The organism is Stenotrophomonas sp. MYb57 (assembly GCF_002966815.1).
Classification (GTDB): domain Bacteria; phylum Pseudomonadota; class Gammaproteobacteria; order Xanthomonadales; family Xanthomonadaceae; genus Stenotrophomonas; species Stenotrophomonas indicatrix.
On record NZ_CP023271.1, the window covers coordinates 948,344 to 969,810 of the forward strand.

At 66.5% G+C, this 21,467-nt stretch carries 19 protein-coding genes; 13 read left to right on the top strand and 6 right to left on the bottom strand.

What is annotated here, in order from left to right; genetic code table 11:
- Positions 1-96: 96 nt before the first annotated feature.
- On the bottom strand, positions 97-726 hold the full coding sequence (locus CLM74_RS04295; protein ID WP_033830442.1) for a membrane protein: 630 nt from the start codon (positions 724-726) through the stop codon (positions 97-99).
- 105 nt (positions 727-831) lie between these two features.
- Complete coding sequence (locus tag CLM74_RS04300) at positions 832-1,851, bottom strand: zinc-binding alcohol dehydrogenase family protein (RefSeq protein WP_099782969.1); 1,020 nt, start codon at positions 1,849-1,851, stop codon at positions 832-834.
- A gap of 358 nt (positions 1,852-2,209) precedes the next feature.
- Here CLM74_RS04300 and CLM74_RS04305 point away from each other — a divergent pair, with 358 nt between their 5' ends.
- From CLM74_RS04305 to CLM74_RS04320, 4 genes are all read left to right on the top strand, one after another.
- Positions 2,210-3,298 carry an OmpA family protein gene (locus CLM74_RS04305; RefSeq protein ID WP_032977421.1) on the top strand — a complete coding sequence of 363 codons (1,089 nt, stop codon included), beginning with the start codon at positions 2,210-2,212 and terminating at the stop codon, positions 3,296-3,298.
- A 217-nt stretch (positions 3,299-3,515) separates the two neighbouring features.
- On the top strand, positions 3,516-4,022 hold the full coding sequence (locus tag CLM74_RS04310; RefSeq protein ID WP_025878093.1) for a hypothetical protein: 507 nt from the start codon (positions 3,516-3,518) through the stop codon (positions 4,020-4,022).
- Between the two features lie 20 nt (positions 4,023-4,042).
- On the top strand, positions 4,043-4,852 hold the full coding sequence (locus CLM74_RS04315; RefSeq protein ID WP_234003419.1) for a pseudouridine synthase: 810 nt from the start codon (positions 4,043-4,045) through the stop codon (positions 4,850-4,852).
- Between the two features lie 84 nt (positions 4,853-4,936).
- Positions 4,937-5,275 carry a hypothetical protein gene (locus CLM74_RS04320; RefSeq protein WP_088101157.1) on the top strand — a complete coding sequence of 113 codons (339 nt, stop codon included), beginning with the start codon at positions 4,937-4,939 and terminating at the stop codon, positions 5,273-5,275.
- Positions 5,276-5,398: 123 nt separating this feature from the next.
- Here the strand turns inward: CLM74_RS04320 and kbl are convergent, their stop codons facing one another.
- The gene (gene kbl / locus CLM74_RS04325; RefSeq protein WP_059066100.1) at positions 5,399-6,604 is read right to left on the bottom strand and encodes a glycine C-acetyltransferase; all 1,206 of its coding nucleotides are present in this window, start codon (positions 6,602-6,604) and stop codon (positions 5,399-5,401) included.
- Positions 6,605-6,816: 212 nt separating this feature from the next.
- On the opposite strand from kbl, the gene CLM74_RS04330 reads away from it, so the two are divergent.
- Positions 6,817-7,509 carry a TorF family putative porin gene (locus tag CLM74_RS04330; RefSeq protein WP_025878097.1) on the top strand — a complete coding sequence of 231 codons (693 nt, stop codon included), beginning with the start codon at positions 6,817-6,819 and terminating at the stop codon, positions 7,507-7,509.
- Positions 7,510-7,694: 185 nt separating this feature from the next.
- On the opposite strand, the gene tdh is transcribed toward CLM74_RS04330, so the two are convergent.
- The gene (gene tdh / locus CLM74_RS04335) at positions 7,695-8,717 is read right to left on the bottom strand and encodes an L-threonine 3-dehydrogenase (RefSeq protein WP_032952044.1); all 1,023 of its coding nucleotides are present in this window, start codon (positions 8,715-8,717) and stop codon (positions 7,695-7,697) included.
- Between the two features lie 289 nt (positions 8,718-9,006).
- Here tdh and CLM74_RS04340 point away from each other — a divergent pair, with 289 nt between their 5' ends.
- The 7 genes from CLM74_RS04340 (at position 9,007) to CLM74_RS04370 (ending at position 17,604) form a co-directional block, all read left to right on the top strand.
- Positions 9,007-11,169, top strand: coding sequence for a S46 family peptidase (locus tag CLM74_RS04340; protein WP_025878099.1), 2,163 nt, complete (start codon positions 9,007-9,009; stop codon positions 11,167-11,169).
- Positions 11,170-11,368: 199 nt separating this feature from the next.
- Positions 11,369-12,013 (top strand): histidine phosphatase family protein, encoded by a 645-nt coding sequence (locus CLM74_RS04345; protein ID WP_105163506.1) that lies wholly within the window; start codon positions 11,369-11,371, stop codon positions 12,011-12,013.
- A gap of 42 nt (positions 12,014-12,055) precedes the next feature.
- Positions 12,056-13,327: a bifunctional tetrahydrofolate synthase/dihydrofolate synthase gene (gene folC, locus CLM74_RS04350; RefSeq protein WP_033830448.1), complete on the top strand. Its 1,272-nt coding sequence runs from the start codon at positions 12,056-12,058 to the stop codon at positions 13,325-13,327.
- Between the two features lie 81 nt (positions 13,328-13,408).
- The gene (locus CLM74_RS04355) at positions 13,409-14,446 is read left to right on the top strand and encodes an SPOR domain-containing protein (RefSeq protein ID WP_105163507.1); all 1,038 of its coding nucleotides are present in this window, start codon (positions 13,409-13,411) and stop codon (positions 14,444-14,446) included.
- 46 nt (positions 14,447-14,492) lie between these two features.
- Positions 14,493-15,272: a CvpA family protein gene (locus CLM74_RS04360; protein ID WP_033830450.1), complete on the top strand. Its 780-nt coding sequence runs from the start codon at positions 14,493-14,495 to the stop codon at positions 15,270-15,272.
- A gap of 30 nt (positions 15,273-15,302) precedes the next feature.
- Positions 15,303-16,769, top strand: a complete 1,467-nt coding sequence (purF, locus tag CLM74_RS04365) for an amidophosphoribosyltransferase (RefSeq protein WP_025878104.1) — start codon at positions 15,303-15,305, stop codon at positions 16,767-16,769.
- Positions 16,770-16,779: 10 nt separating this feature from the next.
- The gene (locus CLM74_RS04370; RefSeq protein WP_105163508.1) at positions 16,780-17,604 is read left to right on the top strand and encodes a ferritin-like domain-containing protein; all 825 of its coding nucleotides are present in this window, start codon (positions 16,780-16,782) and stop codon (positions 17,602-17,604) included.
- Positions 17,605-17,678: 74 nt separating this feature from the next.
- On the opposite strand, the gene CLM74_RS04375 is transcribed toward CLM74_RS04370, so the two are convergent.
- Positions 17,679-19,145 (bottom strand): DUF2235 domain-containing protein, encoded by a 1,467-nt coding sequence (locus tag CLM74_RS04375; RefSeq protein ID WP_105164932.1) that lies wholly within the window; start codon positions 19,143-19,145, stop codon positions 17,679-17,681.
- A gap of 226 nt (positions 19,146-19,371) precedes the next feature.
- Between CLM74_RS04375 and CLM74_RS04380 the strand changes: the two genes are divergently transcribed.
- Positions 19,372-20,625 carry a zinc-dependent metalloprotease gene (locus CLM74_RS04380; protein ID WP_105163509.1) on the top strand — a complete coding sequence of 418 codons (1,254 nt, stop codon included), beginning with the start codon at positions 19,372-19,374 and terminating at the stop codon, positions 20,623-20,625.
- An 87-nt stretch (positions 20,626-20,712) separates the two neighbouring features.
- Here the strand turns inward: CLM74_RS04380 and lpxH are convergent, their stop codons facing one another.
- A complete protein-coding gene (lpxH, locus tag CLM74_RS04385; protein ID WP_105163510.1) occupies positions 20,713-21,459 on the bottom strand; it encodes a UDP-2,3-diacylglucosamine diphosphatase in 747 nt (248 codons plus the stop codon).
- Positions 21,460-21,467 lie beyond the last annotated feature (8 nt).

A 21,467-nucleotide genomic window follows, 5' to 3' on the forward strand; every position in this document is an offset into this window, starting at 1 on the left:
TTGCGTACGGAAGCGCGAAGGGTGCCGCGAAACGGCTCCCGGGGCAAGGGCTGCCTCGCTCGGTAGCGCCGGGCCATGCCCGGCCTACCGGTCAGCTCAGGGCGATTGCGGTTGCCGGCCAGCGGCCGGCACTACAGGTGCGCGGCCGATCCCGAACCAGCCAAGTGTGACCCCGCACAACGGTCCGATCAGCAACGCGAAGGCGAGCGTGCCGACGCCGACATTGCCGCCCAGCCACCACCCCAGCAGCAGCACGCTGCCTTCGATCAGGCTGCGCACCTTCCAGATCGGCCAGCCGGTGCGCGCGTGCAGTCCGGTCATCAGGCCATCGCGCGGGCCAGGGCCGAGCTTGGCGCCGATGTACAGGCCGGTGGCCAGCGCCACCAGCAGCATGCCGGCGCAGAACATCGCCACCTGCCAGCCGAGGCCGACGGCCGGGGGCAGCAGCCACAGTCCGAACTGGGCCGAAGGGCCGATCAGCATCACGTTGAGCACGGTACCGACACCTGGCTTCTGCCGCAGCGGCCACCACAGCAGCAGCACCAGCGCGCCGATCACGTTGGTGGCCAGGCCGAACGACAACGGGGTCTGTGCAGCAATGCCCTGCGACAGCACATCCCACGGCGCGACACCGATCGCGGCGCGGATCATCAGCGAGGCGCCGAAGCCGTAGAGGAACAGGCCGATGATCAGTTGCAGCAGGCGCAGGGGCAGGGCGGAGGGCATGACGGGCTCGGGGGAGGGGGATCTGTTTCCACCCTATCTCCGAAACAGGCCGTTCAATAGATACAGATGCCGGCCAATCCACTGCGACAGGCTGTGGGCGGTGAATCAGTCGTCCCAGCCGGCCAGCGCCAGCTTGCCGATGGTGCGGCCGCCGGCCAGACGCTGATGCGCGGCATCCAGGTTGGCCGCATTGATCGGGCCCAGCACTTCGCTCAGCGTGCCGCGCAACTGGCCCGCGTCGATCATGCTGGCGGCGCGGTTGAGGATGCGGTGCTGCTCAATGCGGTCGGCGGTCGCAAAGCGCGCGCGGGCGAACATGAATTCCCAATGGATGCCGATGCACTTGGCCTTGTAGGGATCGCCGATGCGCAGCGGGCCGCGGGGTTCCACGATCAGGCCTACATGTCCCTGTGGTGCCAGCAGCTGGCCCAGTTCGTCCCAGTAGTGATCGGTGTCGGCCAGGTTGAGTGCCACCTGCACTTCGTCGACGCCAAGCGCCTGCAGCTGCGGCAACAGGGGCTGGCGATGGTCGATGACATGCTGGGCGCCCATCCGCCGGCACCAGTCGATCGAGGCTTCACGCGAGGCGGTGGCAATGACCTCAAACCCCGCGTGGTGGGCCAGCTGGATCGCCATCGAGCCGACTCCGCCGGCACCACCGATCACCAGCAGGCGCTGGCCGGCGTGGCGGCGATCATCAAGCTGCAGGGGCATGCGCTGGAACAGCAGTTCCCAGGCAGTAAGGGTGGTCAGCGGCAGTGCGGCCGCTTCGGCGAAATCGAGGGTGGTCGGTTTGCGTGCCACCAGCCGCTCATCCACCAGCTGATACTGTGCATTGCAGCCAGGGCGGGTGACATCTCCTGCGTAGTAGACCTCGTCACCGGAGGCGAACAGGCTGGCCTCCTCGCCCATCGCTTCGACCACCCCTGCCGCGTCCCAGCCGAGAATGCGCGGGGTATCCAGCGACGCGGCCGACGTGGCTGCACGCAGCTTCCCGTCGACGGGATTGACGGAAAGTGCTTCGACGCGGATCAGCAGGTCACGGCCACGTGGCGGCTGCGGCGGTGGCAGCACCAGATCGCGCAGGGCAGGGGCGGAGTCACGGCACAGGGCGACGGCTTTCATTGCAGCTCCAGCTCGGTTCCTGTCTGCATCATAAGGTTCCTCACCTCGATGGGCGCGCGCTGAATCGCTTTGTGACAATCAGCGTCAAAACTGTCGCATCTGGCTCTTAAACTCTTCCAAACCCTTGTGGTGTGTGGGTCTTGCGGATTTTCATCATCCTGTATAGGGTTTCAACGTCGGGCCGGTAGCCGGTCGCGCACGACGCTTCACATGTTACGGGACTGTTAACATGACCTTCACCCGCCTGAGCATAATGTTCGCGGCGGTGGCGTGCTGAATCGGCTGTCTGAACATCGACGCAGTAGTGCTGGCCCATGCCTCTACCGGTTTCATACCCCCGAAATAGGAGCTGTACTCAATGAACAAGAAGATCCTTACTGCCGCGCTGCTGGGCGGTCTGGCTTTCGCCCAGGCTGCGTCGGCGCAGGAGTTCGATGACCGCTGGTACCTGACCGGTTCGGCCGGCTTCAACTTCCAGGACAACGACCGCCTGACCAACGACGCTCCGTTCGTGACCCTGGGTCTGGGCAAGTTCATCAGCCCGAACTGGTCGCTGGATGGTGAGCTGAACTACCAGAACCCGAACTTCGACGCCAACCAGGACAAGAACTGGTCGCAGTACGGCGTGTCGTTCGATCTGCGTCGCCACTTCATCAAGGAAGGCCGCGGCTGGAACCCCTACATCGTGGGCGGCCTGGGCTACCAGAAGTCGGAAGAAGAGTACAACCCGATCGCCGGTGGCCTGGCTGACCGCAAGGACGGCAACCTGGCTGCCAAGCTCGGCGTCGGCCTGCAGACCACCTTCGACAAGCGCGTTGCTGTCCGCGCCGAAGTGGCCTACCGCGCTGACTTCGACGACCAGAGCATCGCCGCGCGCGACGAAAGCTGGTTCGGCGACGTGCTGGCTTCGGTCGGCGTCGTGATCCCGCTGGGCCCGGCCCCGGTGGCTGCTGCTCCGGCTCCGGCTCCGGTTGCCCCGAGCTGCGCCGACCTGGATGACGACGGTGACGGCGTCAACAACTGCGACGACAAGTGCCCGAACTCGCAGCCGGGTCAGACCATCGGTCCGGACGGTTGCCCGGTGCCGGTCTCGATCGACCTGAAGGGCGTGAACTTCGACTTCGACAAGTCGAACCTGCGTCCGGACGCTGTGGCCATCCTGAGCGAAGCCACCGAGATCCTGAAGCGTTACCCGGATCTGCGCGTTGAAGTTGCCGGTCACACCGACTCGAAGGGTACCGACGCTTACAACCAGAAGCTGTCGGAGCGTCGTGCTACCGCGGTGTACAACTACCTGACCAAGAACGGCGTCGACGCTGGCCGTCTGGCCGGTCCGATCGGCTACGGCGAGAGCCGTCCGATTGCGCCGAACACCAACCCGGATGGTTCGGACAATCCGGAAGGTCGCGCCAAGAACCGTCGTACCGAGCTGAACGTCCAGAACTAAGTTCTGACGCTCTGCCAGTAAGACACAGCAGGACCCGGCTTCGGCCGGGTCTTGTTGTTTGTGCGGTCCGCAATGATGAATCAGCGCTGGAATGGTGACCGTTCGTCGGTAATTTGCTTATTAAACCAATGAGTTGCCGTATTCATTGAAAGTGGCGCTTGAAAGATGACGCGGCATTGCTAAACTCGCCGCGTCACTTCCTTTCGTGGATGCCCTCATGCTGCGCTCTGCATCGGCTGCCGTTCTGGCGCTGGCCCTGGTTCCTGCTGCTCACGCTGCGGTCGATTGCTCGGTCAACACCAGCGCTTCGCCGCTGCCGTTGCCGGCCACGGCCGTCGCCCCGGTGGCCGACGAGCTGTACATCCGCAGCAGCCAGCTGGGCATGTCCAGCGGCGTGCTGGGCAGCAGCTACGATCCGTCGCAGTCGCTGGACCAGGTGCTGCAGCGCTTGCGCATCGATGGCTGCCAGAACATCGCCAAGGCGATTCCGAGCGCGCCGGCGGTGAAGCCGAATGATCCGGCCGCGTACAAGCCGCAGACCGAGTTCGACAACACGCCGTGGCGCTTTGACATGAGCCAGAACGGCAAGCGCATGACCGCCGAAGAGTTCGACGCCTGGATGAAGGCGCGCGGCGTACGCGTGGTCAAGGCGCGTCCGGTTCCGGCAGCCACCCCGGCCGCAGCCGAAGTGCCGGCTGAGACCAAGCCGGTCGACAAGAAGTAAGCGCGGCGGGGAGCAGAGGCTTGCGCACGCGCCGCCCACCTGCCGCCCCCGCTGCCCGCTCCCACGCTGCGCGTGGGCGTGCGAATCCCCCTGCGGTTTCCGCTGGCGTGCGCCATGGCTTGGCGCGCGTGCTGTCCAAGGCGGGTGTGTGCTCGCGCAGCGAGGCCGCGCGCTGGATCGCTGATGGCCGCGTTCGTGTCGCCGGGCGCATCGTCCGTGATCCGGAATTCCCGATTGCCAGCCCGGCGCCACCGATCGAGGTCGACGGCCAGCCGATGGGCGCACCGCAACGTCTGTACCTGATGCTCAACAAACCGCGCGGGGTGGTCACCACCGTGCAGGATGAGCGTGGCCGCGACACCGTGTACCGCTGCTTCGATGGTGCCGGCCTGCCGTGGATCGCGCCGGTCGGTCGCCTGGACAAGGCCAGTGAAGGCCTGTTGCTGTTCAGCAATGATCCGCAGTGGGCTGCGCGCCTGACTGATCCGCAGACCGGCCCGCACAAGACCTACCACGTGCAGGTGGATCGCCTGCCTGACGAGGACACCCTGGCCGCGCTGCGCGCCGGTGTCGAAGACGAGGGCGAGTTCCTGCTTGCCTTGGCCGTGCGCGTGCTGCGCAGCGGCGACAAGACCGCCTGGCTGGAGGTGGTCCTCGACGAGGGCCGCAACCGCCATATCCGTCGCCTGCTGGCGGCCTTCGACCTGCAGGTGCTGCGCCTGGTCCGCGTTGCGATCGGAGAGCTCACGCTCGGCGATCTCGGCAAGGGCCAGTGGCGGGCGCTGGAGGTCAGCGACCGGCAGCGGCTGGGGGCCGCTGCACCGGGCTGAGTGATGCCCACGGCCGGCGCTTGCCGGCCACCGTTCCAGGCGTAGGGGGCGCCTGGTTGTCGAATGTCCAGAACGGAGCCTGCCATGTATCACCCGACCCTCAAGCAAACCCTGCGCTGTGCCAGCCTGTTGTTGCCGATCGTGCTGTTGACGGCCTGCGGCGGCCACAAGAAGGCGGCCAAGGCCGATCGCCCCGCCGAAACCCCGGTGGTTGAAGTGAAGACCCCGGAGCTGGATGGCCGCGGCAGCTATCGCTTCATGATGAGCAACGGCGACCAGAAGATGACCGCCGACCAGTTCGATGCCTGGATGAAAGCCAATGGCATCCGCGTTGCCAAGGGCAACGGGCAGGATGCTGCCGCCAAGCCGGTGGTGGTCGCCAGCAAGGACGAGCCCAAGGACAAGAAGAAAAAGAAGAAATAAGGCCTGGCAGGTGCCGACCTTGGTCGGCACGCCCTGATGGGTAGCGCCGGGCCCGTGCCCGGCGAGCGCATGGCGCGGCTATCGGGAAACCGCCGGGCATGGCCCGGCGTTATCCGTGGGTGATCAGCCCTTGATCACGCCCAGCTCGACACCGATGCGGGTGAATGCATCGATCGCGCGGTCCAGGTGCTCGCGGCTGTGCGCGGCGCTGATCTGGGTGCGGATGCGGGCCTGGCCCTTGGGCACCACCGGGAAGAAGAAGCCGATCGCATAGATGCCTTCTTCCAGCAGCCGCTCGGCGAATTTCTGCGCCAGCGGTGCGTCGTACAGCATCACTGGGCTGATCGGATGCACGCCGGGCTTCACGTCGAAGCCGGCAGCGGTCATCTTCTCGCGGAAGTAGGTGGTGTTGGCGGCCAGGGTGCTGCGCAGGTCATCGGCCGCGGCCAGCATCTCGAACGCCTTGATGCCGGCGGCGACCACGTGCGGCGGCAGCGAGTTGGAGAACAGGTACGGGCGCGAGCGCTGGCGCAGCAGCTCGATCACTTCGGCGCTGGCGCAGGTGAAGCCACCCAGTGCGCCGCCCATGGCCTTGCCCAGGGTGCCGGTGATGATGTCGATCTTCTCCAGCACGCCCTTGACCTCGGCCGAGCCGCGGCCCGTCGCGCCGAGGAAGCCGGTGGCATGGCATTCGTCGATGTGGACCAGCGCGTTGTACTTCTTCGCCAGCGCGGTGATTTCGTCCAGCGGCGCGATGAAGCCGTCCATCGAGAACACGCCGTCGGTGGTGATCAGCTTGGTCTTGCAGCCGGCCGCATCGGCGGCCTGCAGCTGCGCTTCCAGGTCGGCCATGTCGCAGTTGGCGTAGCGGAAGCGCTTGGCCTTGCACAGGCGCACGCCGTCGATGATCGAGGCATGGTTCAGTGCATCGGAAATGATCGCGTCGTTCTCGCCCAGCAGCGGTTCGAACAGGCCGCCGTTGGCGTCGAAGCAGGCCGCGTACAGGATGGTGTCCTGCTTGCCGAAGAAGTCGGCGATCTGTTTCTCCAGCTGCTTGTGCAGGTCCTGGGTGCCGCAGATGAAGCGCACCGATGCCATGCCGAAACCGTGGCTGTCCAGCGCGTCCTTCGCGGCCTGGATCAGGTCAGGATGGTCGGCCAGGCCGAGGTAGTTGTTGGCACAGAAGTTCAGCACCTTGCGGCCGTCTTCCAGGGTGATCTCGGCGGACTGCGGGCTGGTGATGATCCGCTCGGACTTGAACAGGCCCTGGGCGCGGATGGCGTCCAGTTCCTCAGCATAGTGGCGGGTCAGGGCGGAGGAGTCGGTCATGGCGTGGGCACGGCTCAGCACGGGGAAACCGCTGATTCTACCGGGCATCGACGGCTGCGGACCGGGCCGGATGGGGCACCGCCATGGCCGGCACATGTTGCATCGCAATAGCAAACGGGTTAAAAATTCGTGAACCGGGGCTGTCTGGCTCCGGTTGCTGCGCCCGCTGCAGATCCCCGCCTTCCACGCCACCGACCCCACCGGAGACGCTCATGAAGCACGCCCGTGCCTGCCTCGCCATTGCCGCCGCCCTGACCCTCGCGCCGTTCGCCGCCAGCGCCCAGGACAACGAATCTCCGTACAGCTGGAACGTCACCGCCGTCTCGGACTACCTGTTCCGTGGTGTGTCGCAGACCGATGAGGATCCGACCCTGCAGGCCGGCTTCACCTACACCAGCCCGGTTGGCCTGTATGCCGGTGTCTGGGGTTCGGGCGTGGACTTCGGTCCGGGCGATCCGAATACCGAGGTCGACTACCTTATCGGCTACGGCGTGGACGTGACCGAGCGCGTCAACTTCGACGTGCTGTTGAACCGTTACACCTACCTCAAGGCCAGCCACCAGAACTACAACGAGCTGATCACCACCACCACGCTGGACGACACCTACAAGCTGACGGTGGCCTACAGCAACGATGTGTGGAACAGCAGCACCGACGGCTGGTACTTCGGCCTGGGTGGCAGCTGGGGCCTGCCGAAGGACTTCACGCTCAACGCCAACGTCGGCCGCAGCACCTTCGAGGACGGTATCGCCAAGGACTACACCGACTGGAACGTCGGCGTCGCCCGCCAGTTCGGCCTGTTCAATGTCGGCCTGGGTTACTACGGCACCGATGGCAACGGCCGCGACAACTCCGGCAAGCTGGCCCACAGCCGGGTGATGCTGAGCGTGGCCGTAGGCAAGTAACGCCGCAGGCGTTACGGTAGGTGCCTGGCTTGCCTGGCACGCTTCACGAAAAAGGCGCCCAATGGGCGCCTTTTTCGATTCCGCAGCGTTCTTGATCCCATCTGGGGGAGAGCCCCCTTGTTGTTCAAGGGGGCGCGCCGACGGCGCGGGGATAAGGAAACCTGCGGGGGAATTGACCCGAAGAGTCAATTCCAGCTGAGGACCACCTTGCCGGCCTTGCCTTCTTCCATCAGGTCGAAGCCCTTCTGGAAGTCGTCGATCGGCAGCTGGTGGGTCATCACCTTGCCGAGCGGGAAGCCGGACAGCACCAGCTGGGTCATCTTGTACCAGGTCTCGTACATCTTGCGGCCGTAGATGCCCTGCACGGTCAGGCCCTTGAAGATGATCTTGTCCCAGTCGCAGCCGGCGCCCTTGGGCATGATGCCGAGCATGGCGATCTTGCCGCCGTGGTACATGCAGTCGAGCATGTCGTTGAACGCACGCGGGTTGCCGCTCATTTCCAGGCCCACGTCGAAGCCCTCCATGTGCAGTTCCTTCATCACGTCCTTCAGCGACGTGTTGGCGACGTTGACCACGCGGGTGGCGCCCATGTCGGCGGCCAGCTTCAGGCGGAAGTCGTTGACGTCGGTCACCACCACGTTGCGTGCACCGATATGCTTGCAGATGCCCGCCGCGATGATGCCGATCGGGCCGGCGCCGGTGATCAGCACGTCTTCGCCGATGACGTTGAATTCCAGCGCGCAGTGCGCGGCATTGCCGTACGGGTCGAAGAAGGCGGCCAGTTCGGACGGGATCTGGTCGGGAATCGGCCACAGGTTGCTGGCCGGCATCACCATGTATTCGGCGAACGCGCCGTTGACGTTGACGCCGATGCCGACGGTGTTCGGGCACAGGTGCGGACGACCGCCGCGGCAGTTGCGGCAGTGGCCGCAGACGATGTGGCCTTCGGCCGACACGCGCTGGCCGATCTCGTAGCCGGTCACGCCCGGGCCGATCTCTGCGATGCGGCCGACGAACTCATGGCCGATGGTCAGGCCCGGCTTGATCGTGCGCTGGCTCCATTCGTCCCACAGGTAGATATGCAGGTCGGTGCCGCAGATCGCGGTCTTTTCCAGCTTGATCAGGACCTGGTTGGGGCCCGGGGTCGGCACCGGAACCTCTTCCATCCAGATGCCCTTGGCCGCTTCGCGCTTGACCAGGGCCTTCATCGTTTGCTGCGCCATCGGGGTGGAACTCATCAGGGGGAAAGCGCGGATTATAGGGCGCCACGCAGAATTCCCATGCTGCGCTGCGGGCGCAGCGGTGGAACGAAAGCTGTGCGCAGGCGGGCGTTTCGAACAGCGCCACTGCGTTCGCCGGGCATGGCCCGGCGCTAACGGCAAATCGTGCGGGTAGCGCCGGGCCATGCCCGGCGGGCCGGGGCCCATGACTTCCGGGGTTCGGGCCGGGGCAGGGCGGCGGGCTACAATCGAGGGTTCCACTACCAGGGGCCGCTCCATGCGCTCGAACCTGCTTGCATTCTCCGTCGTCGCCAGCCTTGGGCTGGTCCAGGTCGCCCATGCCGCTGAAGGCATGTGGGTGCCGCAGCAGCTGCCGGAAATCGCCGGCCCGCTGCAGAAGGCCGGCCTCAAGCTGTCCCCGGAACAGCTGGCCAACCTGACCGGTGACCCGATGGGCGCGGTGGTCGCGCTGGGCGGCTGCACCGCCAGCTTCGTCTCCCCGCAGGGCCTGGTGGTCACCAACCACCACTGTGCCTATGGTGCGATCCAGCTGAACTCGACCGCACAGAAGAACCTGATCAAGGACGGCTTCAACGCGCCCAAGCTCAGCGATGAACTGAGTGCCGGCCCGAACGCCCGCGTGTTCGTGCTCGACCAGATCACCGACGTCACCGCCCAGGCCAAGGCGGCCATCGCCGGCGCCGGCAAGGACCCGCTGGCCCGCAGCCGTGCGCTGGACGCTTTCGACAAGGCCCAGGTCGCCGCGTGTGAAGCCGATGCCGGCTTCCGCTGCCGCCTGTATTCGTTCTCCGGCGGCAACACCTACCGCCTGTTCCGCAACCTGGAAATCAAGGACGTGCGCCTGGTCTATGCACCTCCGGGCAGCGTCGGCAAGTTCGGCGGTGACGTCGACAACTGGATGTGGCCGCGCCACACCGGTGATTTCTCGTTCTACCGTGCCTACGTCGGCAAGGATGGCAAGCCGGCCGCGTTCTCGGCCGACAATGTGCCGTACCAGCCCAAGCACTTCCTGAAGTTCGCCGATACGCCGCTCGGCGCCGACGACTTCGTGATGGTGGCCGGCTACCCGGGCCGCACCAACCGCTACGCGCTGGCCGGTGAGTTCAACGAGACCGCCAGCTTCACCTACCCGACCATCGCCCGCCACTACAACGCGGTGCTGAAGATGATCGCCGACGCTGGCAAGGCCGACGCCGACGTCAAGGTGAAGTACGCCGCCACCGCGGCCAGCATGAACAACGTGGCCAAGAACTACCTGGGCCAGCTGGAAGGCTTCAAGCGCATCGATGCCGCCGGCCAGAAGCAGGCCGAAGAAGCGGCGGTGCTGGCCTGGCTGAAGAAGCAGGGCGCTGCCGGCAAGCCGGCACTGGCTGCGCACGCGCAGCTGCTGCAGCACCTGGATACCAGCAAGTCGACGCGCGAGCGCGACCTGTTCGTCGGCCAGTTCAACAACACCTCCGCGGTGGGCGCGGCCATCACCCTGTACCGCCTGTCGATCGAGCGCAGCAAGCCCGACGCCGAGCGCGAAGCGGGTTACCAGGACCGCGACCTGACCACCATCGAGGGCAGCCTGAAGCAGATGGATCGCCGCTACGTGGCGAAGATGGACCAGCAGCTGCAGACCTACTGGCTGGACCAGTACGTGGCCCTGCCAGCCGCCCAGCGCGACAACGAGGTGCTGAACACGTGGTTGGCCGGCAGCGATGCCACTGCGGTGAAGTCGCTGGTGACCAAGCTGGGCGGCACCGGACTGGGCAGCCTGGACAACCGCCTGAAGTGGTTCAAGGCCGATCGCGCTGCGTTTGAAGCCAGCAATGATCCGGCCATCCAGTACGCGGTGGCCGTCATGCCGGCGCTGCTGAAGCAGGAAGAGCAGAAGAAGATCCGCGAGGGCGAATCGCTGACCGCTCGTCCGCTGTACCTGCAGGCCGTGGCCGACTACAAGAAGAGCCAGGGCGAGTTCGTCTATCCCGATGCCAACCTGTCGCTGCGCATCACCTTCGGCAACGTGATGGGCTATGGCAAGGACGGCGTGAAGTACACCCCGTTCACCACCCTGGAAGGTGTGGCGGCGAAGGAAACCGGTGAGGATCCGTTCGACTCGCCGAAGGCCCTGCTCGATGCGGTCAAGGCCAAGCGTTACGGCGGTCTGGAAGACAAGCGGATCGGTTCGGTACCGGTGAACTTCCTGTCCAACCTGGACATCACCGGCGGCAACTCCGGTTCGCCGGTGCTCGATGCCAACGGCAAGCTGGTCGGCCTGGCCTTCGACGGCAACTGGGAATCGGTCAGTTCCAACTGGGTGTTCGACCCGGTGATGACCCGCATGATCGCCGTCGACAGCCGCTACATGCAGTGGATCATGCAGGAAGTGGCGCCGGCGCCGCAGCTGCTGAAGGAACTGAACCTGGCGAAATGAACCGGTTGCGGTAGTGCCGGCCGCTGGCCGGCAACCTCGACCAGATAGCCGGAGTTTCTGAAACCCCGCGACGTCTGTCGCGGGGTTTTTTCATGCCCCGACCGGCCGGGTCCGCCGAACAGGTATCATCCCTGTTCCGCGCACTTCACAGGATGTGAACAATGCGCCGGAACTCCTCCCCCAAGGACCCCTTGTTCGCATGCGCATCCTGCTTGCCCGTCACGGCGAAACGCCGTGGAACGCCGAAGGCCGCTACCAGGGCCAGATCGACATCCCGCTTTCGCCCATCGGTGAGGCCCAGGCCCAGGCGCTTGGCGCCCGCCTGGCTTCGGTGGACATCACCCGCGCGGTGGCCTCGCCGCTGTCACGCGCCCAACGCACCGCGCAACTGGCCCTGGGTGCTGCACGCGCCGACATGCTGCTGACCGAGCAGGAGCTGCAGGAAATCGCCCACGGTGAGTGGGAAGGCCTGCTGGCCAGCGAAATCAACGAAAAAGACCCGTCGCGCCTGCAGGCGTGGCGCAATGAACCGGACACCGTGCTGATGCCCGGTGGCGAATCGCTGCGCCTGGTGCTGGAGCGCAGCTGGCGCGGCCTGGCCCGCGCCGCCGAAGGCCTTGGCGAACACGACACCCTGCTGGTGGTCGCCCACGATGCAGTCAACCGGGTGATCCTGTGCAAGGTGCTGGGCCTGCCGTTGTCGCGGCTGTGGACCTTCCGCCAGGCACCGACCACGCTCAACCTGCTTGAAGGCGCCGACCTGGACAGCCTGGAAGTGGTGCGCCTGAACGACTGCGCCCACCACACGCCGTTCTTCGGTGAAGCCAAGCACCGCGCACTCTGAATCTTCTGCCCTGAACCACCTGCACCTGTTGGAAGCCTTGCCGTGAAGAACACCCCGACCACTCTGGCCGAATGGCTGGACTACATTGAACGCCAGCATCCAGCCAGCATCGACATGGGACTGGAGCGCGTGCGCACCGTGGCCACCGCGATGGGCCTGGGCACGCCGGCCAGGCACACCATCGTGGTCGGTGGTACCAACGGCAAGGGTTCCACCGTCGCCTTCATCGAGGCCATCGCGCGTGCTGCGGGCTGGAAGGTCGGCGCGTACACCTCGCCGCACCTGCTGCGCTACAACGAGCGCGTGCGCATCGATGGCCAGGATGTCGATGACGCCGCACTGGTGGCCGCGTTCAACACGGTCGAGGCAGCGCGCGGTGATGTGACGCTGACCTACTTCGAGTACGGAACACTGGCCGCGCTGCAGTTGTTTGCCGATGCCGATCTTGATCTGGCCGTGCTGGAAGTGGGCCTCGGTGGCCGCCTGGATGCGGTCAACATCGTCGACGCCGACGTGGCGGTGATCACCACCGTGGACATCGATCACGCCGAATGGCTGGGCGAGGACCGCGAGGCCATCGGTGCCGAGAAGGCCGGCATCATCCGCGGCTGGAAGCCGGTGATCCTGGGCGAGACCGATCCGCCGTCGAGCGTGCTGGCGCGCGCCTACCTGGTGGGTGCCAATGCGATCCGCGGCGGCAGCGACTATTTCTACGAACCGATCGACGCGCAGCGTTGGCGCTGGCGCGATGTCGGCACCCGCTTGGAACTGCCGACGCCGACGCTGGCCGGGCCGATCCAGCTGGCCAACGCCGGTGCGGCGATCGCGGCGCTGCGCGCGTTGGACAGGCCGGTGCCGCGCGCGGCATGGGCCGCAGGCGTGGCAGCGGCGCGCATCGCCGGGCGCCTGCAGGCGTTCGAGCGCGATGGCGTGCAGGTTCGCGTCGATGTCGGCCACAACCCGCAGGCAGCCGGCCAGCTGGCGCGCGCGCTGAAGGCCGAGGCATCCCCCGGGCGCACCCTGGCGGTATACGCCGCGCTGCAGGACAAGGACGCCGTGGGCGTGGTGCAGGCCCTGCAGGAGGTGGTGAGCGACTGGACCCTGGCCGGGCTCGATGGCGCGCGTGGGCAGAGTGCGGCGGAACTGCAGGCACGGCTGGCAGATACTGCGGCAGCCACTGCGGCGCTGGCCGGCACGGTCGAACAGGCTATGGCGCAGGTGCTGGCCCGCGCCGAGCGCGGCGACCGGGTGCTGGTATTCGGTTCCTTCCATACCGCCGCCGCTGCGCTGCAATGGCTGCAGGCCCACGCCTGACCGCCGTTCAGCCATTACCGACGCCGTGCGGTCGCGCACCCGTATAATCGACCGCAACGTCCAGCCTGCCGCCTGCCCTACGTGGATACGCCCCTGAAACAGCGTCTGATTGGTGCCATCGTCCTGGTGGCCTTGGCCGTCATTTTCCTGCCGATGCTCGTCAAGGGCCCGGCCCCGGACAGCGGTGTCGCTTCTGTGCCGATCGCCGCGCCCGATGCGCCGGCCGATGGCCAGTTTGAAACCCGTGAACTGCCGCTGGTCGCACCGGCCGGTGGCGCCACCGGGTTGCAGAGTGGCCAGGCCCGCCCCGTCGAGGAGGCCGCCGCCCCGGCGGCACCGCCGACCGTGGACACCTCGCCAGCCGTCGCCGCAGGTAATTACGCGGTGACCTTCGGCGCCTACGGCAGCCAGGCCGACGCCGATGCAGTGATCGCCTACCTCAAGCGTTCGCAGCTTCCGGGCTTCATCGAGACCGCATCGATCAACGGTCGCCCGGCCTGGCGCGTTCGCGTTGGGCCGTATGCCGACCGTGCCCAGGCCGAAGCGGCCCGGCTGCAGGCGGTGAAGGTGCGTGCCGACGTGAAGGCAGAAGTCATCACGCTCGATGCGAAACCCTCCACCAGCGCACCGGTGGCAAGCACGCCGACGCCCCCGCCGAGCGCCAGTACTCCCGTCGCGGCGGCCACGCCGTCGGCGACCGGCAACCCGGTGCGCAGTGAAAGCCTGCCGCCGAGTACGCCGACCGCAGCAGCGCCGCCGGCCGCCAAGCCGGAGCCGGTCAAGCCGGTGGCCAAGCCGGAACCGAAGCCCGAGCCCAAGCCGGAAGCGACCGCCAGCAAGCCGGCCACGCCGCCGACCACGCCGGCCGCACCGGCCGCCAGCGGAGTGGGTTTTGCCGTACAGCTCGGCGCATTCGGCCAGGCCAACGATGCCAACGCCCTGCGCGACAAGGTGCGCGCGGCAGGCTTCAGCGCCTTCGTCGAGCAGGTTCGTACCGAAAAGGGCAGCCTGCACCGTGTCCGTGTCGGACCGGTCGCCAACCGCGCCGATGCTGAACAGTTGAAGGCGCAGGTCGCCGCCAAGGTCGGCGTGGCCGGCATGGTGCGACCGCACCCATGACCTGTACGCAGCCCCGTTGCCAGCGCCGCCGAAGGAGCGGGGCGCCATGATCGACGTGGTGCTGCTGATCGTGATCGCCGCCTCCACCCTGCTTGGGTTGCTGCGCGGCTTCGTGGGCATCGTCATCGGCACCGTATCGTGGCTGGTGGCCGCCTGGGCGGCCTTCGCCTTCGGCAATGACGCCGCACGCTGGTGGGCAGCACCGGCTGCGCCCGGCGGCGAGCATTTCATCGGCGGCTACCTCAGCGTCGGCATCGGCGTGATGGTCGTGGTCGCCGTGATCGGCATGGTCATCAAGGCCATCGTCCACCGCAACATGCTGGGCAGCCTGGACCGCCTGCTGGGCGGGGTCCTCGGTGCCGTGCGTGGCGGGCTGATCGCGGCCGTGCTGCTGTTGCTGGCCGGCTTCACTCCGCTTACCGCCGAACCCTCCTGGCGCGGCTCGGCGCTGCGCCCGGTGCTGAACCCGGCCGTGGCCTGGATGAACAGCAAGCTGCCGCAGTGGCAGGTGCCGGGCACCGACCTGCTGCCCAAGGCCTTGCCGATGGACGCGCTGTCCCCATCTGCGTTGATGGAGCTGGGCAAGAGCGCCGGCGCCGGAGTGGGCAAGCCGGGGGCGACAGGCGATAATGGCGTACTCGGTCAGATAGTGGCGGGCAGCGGATGGCTGCGGCCTGCGAAGGCGGAACAGGGCGAGGCATACGATCCGGCCGAAGTGCGCCCGGACGCCCCAGCACTACCGGGCAGCATCGAGCCGGACGACCCGGCCAATGTCGACCGCAGACGCGGCGACAACTCTGGCCAGGTACGGCCACCTTCCTTGTAACTGGGCACAGCCCAGCGGAGACCTCGCATCATGTGTGGCATCGTCGGAATCGTCGGCAACCAGAACGTCGCCGGGCAGTTGTATGACGGCTTGACCGTCCTCCAGCATCGCGGCCAGGACGCGGCGGGCATCGCCACCGTCAACGGCAGCCGCCTGCGGGTGCAGAAGGCCACCGGCCTGGTCCGCGATGTGTTCGATGCACGCACCATGTCCACCCTGGAAGGCAGCGTCGGCATCGCCCATGTGCGCTATCCGACCGCCGGTTCGGAAGGCATGGACGAGGCACAGCCGTTCTACGTCAATTCGCCGTACGGCATCGCGCTGGCCCACAACGGCAACCTGATCAACACCGAGGACCTGCGTCAGCAGGTGTTCGAGCAGGACCGACGCAACGTCAATACCGATTCGGACAGCGAAGTGCTGTTGAACGTGTTCGCCTACGAACTGGAACAGCAGCGCCAGCTCAGCCCGGAAGCCGCCATCCGCGCGGTTGCCGGCGTGCACCGCCGCTGCAAGGGCGGCTATGCGGTGGTCAGCGTGGTGCTGGGCCTGGGCCTGGTCGCTTTCCGCGATCCGCATGGCATCCGCCCGCTGGTGCTGGGCAAGCGCAGTCATGCCGAGGGTGACGAATACATCGTTGCCTCCGAGTCGGCCGCGCTGGACGTGCTGGGCTTCCAGCGCGTGCGTGACGTGCAGCCGGGCGAAGCACTGGTGATCACCGCGCGCGGCGAGTTGTTCTCGGAAATCTGCGCCGAGCCGGCCGAACACACCCCGTGCATCTTCGAGTACGTGTATTTCGCACGCCCCGATTCGATGATCGACAACGTGTCGGTGCACAAGGCGCGCATGCGCATGGGCATCAAGCTGGGCGAGAAGATCCTGCGCCTGCGCCCGGACCACGACATCGACACCATCATCCCGATCCCGGACACCTCGCGCGATGCCGCGCTGGAGATCTCCAACGTACTCGGGGTGAAGTACCGCGAAGGCTTCATCAAGAACCGTTACATCGGCCGCACGTTCATCATGCCGGGCCAGGGCGAACGGGTGAAGTCGGTGCGCCGCAAGCTCAACCCGATCCACCTGGAATTCCGCAACCGCGTGGTGCTGCTGGTGGACGACTCGATCGTGCGCGGCACCACCAGCCAGCAGATCGTGCAGATGGCGCGTGACGCCGGCGCACGCAAGGTCTACCTGGCCAGCGCCGCGCCGCCGGTGCGTTACCCGAACATCTACGGCATCGACATGCCGGCCGCTGAAGAGCTGGTCGCGCACAACCGCAGCATCGAGGAAATCGAAGCGCACCTGGGCTGTGACTGGCTGATCTACCAGGACATCGAAGACATGGAAGCGGCGGTGAGCGAAGGCAATCCGGCGCTGCGCAACTTCGATTCCTCGTGCTTCAACGGCCATTACCCGACGGGCATCGAGCCGGGCTACTTCGAACGCATCCAGCAGCTGCGTTCGGACGACGCCAAGCACAAGCGCCGCGCCTGAGGTCCATGCGGTGATCGGCGTGCCTGACGTCGGCGGCAATCTGCTGCGCGCCGCGCAGCAGTGCCTGGCCGAAGCCGATCCGCTGCGCAAGGTCGCACTGACCCAGGCCTACGCTGCCGCGTTCCGCGCCGGCCGCTTGAACGTACCGGCCGATGCACCGCCGGCCGATTCGATCCGCATGCCCGGCCGGCCGCCGCAGCTGGTGATGGTGCATCCGCGTGAAGTGCCCCGGCGCGGCCTGGGCGGGGTGGAAGGGCGTGCGGCGTTCATCCATGCCATCGCCCATATCGAGCTCAATGCGATCGATCTGGCCTGGGACGCGGTGTACCGCTTCCGCGGTCTGCCGGCTGCGTTCCATGCCGACTGGGTGAGCTGCGCCGACGACGAATCGCGCCACTTCATGCTGCTGCGCGAGCGCCTGCTGGCACATGGCCATGAGTACGCCGATTTCCCTGCGCACAACGGCCTGTGGGAAATGTGCGAGAAGACCGCGCACGACGGCCTGGCGCGCATGGCGCTGGTGCCGCGCGTGCTGGAAGCGCGCGGGCTGGACGTGACGCCGGGCATGATCGACAAGCTGCGCAACGTCGGCGATGGCGAAACCGCCGACGTGCTGGAGGTGATCCTGCGCGAGGAGGTTGCACATGTTGCCGCCGGATCGCGCTGGTTCCGCTGGTACTGCGAGCGCGCCGGCGTCGAGCCACGAGCGCGTTTCAAGGAACTGCTGGTCGAGTATGCCGGTGGCTACCTGCACGGACCGTTCAACATCGAGGCACGCCTGCTGGCCGGGTTCGATGCGGATGAGCTCGCCAACCTGGTCGAACAGGCGGGTTGAAGGAAAAGGGGACGGAGGGAATCAAGTCGTTTGTGCCACAAACGGCGTGATTCCCTCCGTCCCCTTTTTGGTTCTCATGCGTTCGGCAACACCACGCGTCTGCCATCCACCGTCGGCCGGTTGATGTAGAACAGCCCCGGCCCGGGGCGATACGGCAGCTCGCTGACACCGGCGTCGGCGGTGTAGGTCAGGGCGGTATCGCCCAGCGCATCGAAATTCCAGTGTGCGGACTGCATCAGGTAACGGCGGCGCAGCAACGCTTCCTGCGTCGGGGTCAACGGCTGGCCGGCAATCAGGCGGCGCGCGATCGGCTGCAGCGCGCCTGGCAGCTGCCAGCCCGCCACCTCGGCGGCGTCTGCGGTCCAGGTCACGCCGGCAGCGTTGGCGTGCTGCTGCATCACCTGCAGCGCAACCAGCTGGTAGCGCCAATCGATGCGCCGGTGCAGCACCACCGCAGCGGTGACGTACAGCACCGGCGACATCAGCACGCTGCGGCTGCCCGCGCGTCGCTGCTGCTGCCACTGGTGCCAGACATCGACCCACACTTCCTTCGGGTTCAACCCCAGCTGCTGCCGCCAGCGTTCGGCGTCGGCCTGTGCTTCAGCGTACGCGGTGGTCGCCTGCAGCAGTGCCAGGGGCGGTGTCTGGTAGTCCTCCACGCCAGGCCGGCGCAGTTGCTGCCGCCGCGGCCGGCTGAGCAGCTTGGGCCCTTCTTCCACCTGGTCGTAGCCACCACCGATGTTGGCGTGCACGCCGGGCAGTGCGATTTCGGGATGGGCTGGTGCCACCGTGGTCAGCGCATAGTGCTGGCGATGCTCGTCGCGCGCACTGAGCTGCAGCACGGCCTCGGCGATGCCTGCGGGCAGGGCGATGCGGGGGTGTTCGTCGGCGCGGCCGCCGTTGACGGCGACCACCGTGTCGAACAGGCCGATGAAGCGCAATATCGGCCGCGGCAGGGCGAAATCGGCGCTGCATGAAAGCCCCGCCTGCTGCAGCAGCTGTCGCCAGCGCGCGCCGTCCCATCCGCGCAGATGATTGGCCACATCACGCGCGGAGGCCGCGCCGCGCGAGTAGCCGAACAGATCCAGCTGCACGCTGTGCAGGGGCGCGCGCCACTGCGACGCAAGAGCCGTCAGTGCCGCCGGCAACAGCACCTGCAACGCACGCTGCACCTTCGCCTGCACGCCACTGGCGCCGATACCGAAGGCCAGGCCGATCAGGTCGTCTTCGGCATCATCGCGGGTGCCGACGCCTTCCACGTAGATCGCCAGCGAAGGTGTACTGCCGGGCGTGCGCCGGCTGTCCGGATACAACTGATGCAGGCGCGCGATGTTGGTGGCGCCGTTGTCGTAGCTGCTGGTCAACCGGCTCTGGTAGGTCGAATCATCATCAGCACGGAGCAGGGCGGGGCGCGGTCGCGGCACCTGCCGGTGGCCCTGCGCCAGGTTGTGTGCGTTGTTGCGGGTGCCATCGAAGAACAGGCCGATCCGCAGCAGGCCCGGATCAGCCGTCGTGTCACCGCTGTGCTGCGCTGGCGCCATGTGCATCCCCTGTCGTGGCCACGTCACGGTAGCGCGAAAGCCGTGTGTTGGCGAAGTGTACTGACGCTTTTGACCTGACTGAACGCAGATGCGGTCGATCACAGATCGCGATTTCCATTCCTCTCGTCTATTGAATTCACACGCCCTGCGCAGGCCTGATGGCCGGACCCGGCACCCCGGGTCGTGCTGCATCAACGCTGTCCACTTCACTTCAAGGAGCGACAAGATGATGTCCAGATCGATAGGTAAAGCGACAGGTGGTCTGTTGTTGGGATTGTCGGTAGCGGCGGCCGCCCATGCGGCGCCGCTGTTCGAGCCGGTCACCGTGCTCAGCCGTGCATCGGCCACCAGCGAGCCGGCACTGGGGCGATTGCTCGCCACCCCGTCCACCGCCGCCGTACAGGAAGTGCGTGTCGATGCTTCCGCCACCGCGCAGCCGCAGCTGGAATTCGAGCTGCTCGGGCAGAAGGTGCAGGCCGTTCGCAGCAAGGTCGAGGCGCTGCCCGATGGTGGCAGCATCTGGTACGGCCAGTTGCGCGCGCCGTCCGATCGCCTGCAGGCGGCCACGTCCAATGGCCAGGACGATCCGGGCAATTCGCTGATCCTGGTGCGCTCGGGCAATACCCTCACCGGCTCGATCCGCAAGGACGGCAAACTCTATCGTCTGCGTCCGCTGGGCAATCGCCACGTGCTGGTCGAGGTGGATGAATCGCGGATGCCGGCCGATCATCCGGCCGACTACAACCAGTTGCCGAAGATCGCCATGCCTGCCAATGATCGCCTCGGCACTGCGCAGGCCTCCTCAGGCAGCCCGGCGACCATCCGCGTGCTGGTGGTGGCAACCAACGCTGCAGTGACCGCCTATGGTGGCAACATGCAGTCGCTGGTGCAGTTGGCGGTTGCCGAATCCAACCAGGGTTACACCAACAGCAACGTAGGCCTCACCCTGCAGCTGGCCGGTTATGAAACCACCAACTACACCGAGTCCGGCAATTTCACCACCGACCTGTCGCGCTTCCGTGGTACCAGCGACGGCTACATGGACAGCATCCACACCAGCCGCAACAACACCGCCGCCGACGTCGGCGTACTGCTGATCAACAACACCAGTTACTGCGGACTGGCGTCGGGCATCGGTTCCACCGCATCGACCGCGTTTGCTGCGGTGTACTGGGATTGCGCCACCGGCTACTACTCGTTCGCCCATGAAATCGGCCACCTGCAGAGCGCACGGCACGACATCGCCAGTGATCCGAGCACGTCGCCGTATGCCTATGGCCATGGCTATCGTTATGAGCCGGCCAGCGGATCGCGCTGGCGCACGATCATGGCCTATGACTGCTCGGCCGGCTGCCCGCGGCTGAACTACTGGTCCAATCCGAACATCAGCTACAACGGCGTGCCGATGGGCATCGCCAGCAGTGCCGACAACCAGCGCGTGCTGGTCAATACCAAGGCCACCATCGCGGCCTTCCGCTGAGTCCAAGCGCCGACCAGGGTCGGCGTCTACCAGGGCGCGTGCACCTGCTCTGGTAGATGCCAACCTTGGTTGGCATCCTGTGATCCATCATGCGCGGCTGAGCGTATCCAGGGTCCAGCCGTTGACATCCACGCGCAGCACCGAACCCTGTTCGTACCAATCGCCCAGCACGATGCGGGTGCAGCTGCGTCCGCCGGCCTGCAGGGTGTGGATCGCCGGGCGATGGGTGTGGCCATGGATCATCGTGTCCACGCCGTGGCGCACGTAAGTGGCTTCCACTTCGGCCGGGGCCACGTCGGTGACTGTTTCGAACTGCGCACGGTCGCCCTGCTTCATTTCCGACTGGCGCGCCTGGCTGGCATCACGCGCCTTCTGCGCGAAGGCGATACGCGCTTCCAGCGGCTGCGACAGGAACTGCGCCTGGAAGACCGGGTCGCGGGTCTGGGCACGGAACTGCTGGTAGGGGATGTCATCGGTGCACAGCAGGTCACCGTGCTGCAGCAGCACCGGGCGGCCGTACAGCTCGATCATGCACGGGTCTGGCAGGATGCGCAGGCCGGCGCGGCGGGCATAGTCTTCGCCCAGCAGGAAGTCACGGTTGCCGCGGATGAAGAAGACCGGCACGCCGCTGTCGGACAGTACCTTCAGCGCATCGGCCACCGCGTCGGCTGCGGCCGAGGGGGTGTCATCGCCGATCCAGGCTTCGAACAGATCGCCGAGGATGTACAGCGCATCGGCGCCAGGCGCTTCCTCGCGCAGGAAGCGCAGGAACAGGTCGGTGATGGCCGGACGGCTGGGGTCCAGATGCAGATCGGAGATGAACAGCGTGGTCATGCGGACAT

Coding starts and splice junctions, on each gene's coding strand:
- CLM74_RS04295 (WP_033830442.1), bottom strand. CDS start 726: ATGCCCTCCGCCCTGCCCCTGCGCCTGCTGCAACTGATCATCGGCCTG.
- CLM74_RS04300 (WP_099782969.1), bottom strand. CDS start 1,851: ATGAAAGCCGTCGCCCTGTGCCGTGACTCCGCCCCTGCCCTGCGCGAT.
- CLM74_RS04305 (WP_032977421.1), top strand. CDS start 2,210: ATGAACAAGAAGATCCTTACTGCCGCGCTGCTGGGCGGTCTGGCTTTC.
- CLM74_RS04310 (WP_025878093.1), top strand. CDS start 3,516: ATGCTGCGCTCTGCATCGGCTGCCGTTCTGGCGCTGGCCCTGGTTCCT.
- CLM74_RS04320 (WP_088101157.1), top strand. CDS start 4,937: ATGTATCACCCGACCCTCAAGCAAACCCTGCGCTGTGCCAGCCTGTTG.
- kbl (WP_059066100.1), bottom strand. CDS start 6,604: ATGACCGACTCCTCCGCCCTGACCCGCCACTATGCTGAGGAACTGGAC.
- CLM74_RS04330 (WP_025878097.1), top strand. CDS start 6,817: ATGAAGCACGCCCGTGCCTGCCTCGCCATTGCCGCCGCCCTGACCCTC.
- tdh (WP_032952044.1), bottom strand. CDS start 8,717: ATGAAGGCCCTGGTCAAGCGCGAAGCGGCCAAGGGCATCTGGATGGAA.
- CLM74_RS04340 (WP_025878099.1), top strand. CDS start 9,007: ATGCGCTCGAACCTGCTTGCATTCTCCGTCGTCGCCAGCCTTGGGCTG.
- CLM74_RS04345 (WP_105163506.1), top strand. CDS start 11,369: ATGCGCATCCTGCTTGCCCGTCACGGCGAAACGCCGTGGAACGCCGAA.
- CLM74_RS04360 (WP_033830450.1), top strand. CDS start 14,493: ATGATCGACGTGGTGCTGCTGATCGTGATCGCCGCCTCCACCCTGCTT.
- purF (WP_025878104.1), top strand. CDS start 15,303: ATGTGTGGCATCGTCGGAATCGTCGGCAACCAGAACGTCGCCGGGCAG.
- CLM74_RS04375 (WP_105164932.1), bottom strand. CDS start 19,145: ATGGCGCCAGCGCAGCACAGCGGTGACACGACGGCTGATCCGGGCCTG.
- CLM74_RS04380 (WP_105163509.1), top strand. CDS start 19,372: ATGATGTCCAGATCGATAGGTAAAGCGACAGGTGGTCTGTTGTTGGGA.
- lpxH (WP_105163510.1), bottom strand. CDS start 21,459: ATGACCACGCTGTTCATCTCCGATCTGCATCTGGACCCCAGCCGTCCG.